The 343-nt window shown below is 73.8% G+C and carries 1 protein-coding gene; it reads right to left on the bottom strand.

The genetic code is table 11. The features are described 5' to 3' along the window. Nucleotides 1-343 (bottom strand): MFS transporter (locus tag SB725_RS30410; protein ID WP_410923059.1); only part of this gene is annotated, 343 nt, incomplete at both ends.

Raw genomic sequence — 343 nt, 5'->3', positions numbered from 1 at the left:
CGCGAGGAAACCGGCGAGCACCGTGCCGACGCCGGCCACCGCGAACGCGAGCCGCCACGAGCCGAGCAGCGCGATCAGGCCGGCGATCAGCACCGCGCCCAGGGCCGCGCCGAGCGGCGCGCCGCCGTCGAGCAGCGTGGCGCCGCGGCCGCGTTCGGTCTGCGTCATCCAGATTGCGTTGAGCTTGCCGCCGGCCGGGTAGATCGGCGCTTCGGACGCACCGAGGCCGAGGCGCGTGAGCAGGAGCGACGGTGCGTTGGTGCACAGCGCGGCGATCGCCTGGAAGAAGCCCCAGAACACGGTCGCCATCGCGATCACGATGCGCGGCTTGAACCGGTCGGCC

The sequence above is a fragment of the Pseudomonas sp. SIMBA_041 genome (genome assembly GCF_046535095.1).
In the GTDB taxonomy this organism is placed as follows: Bacteria; Pseudomonadota; Gammaproteobacteria; order Pseudomonadales; family Pseudomonadaceae; genus Aquipseudomonas; species Aquipseudomonas mucoides.
Note: the sequence above shows the minus strand (reverse complement) of the source record. Positions and strands in the feature narration are given on the sequence as shown.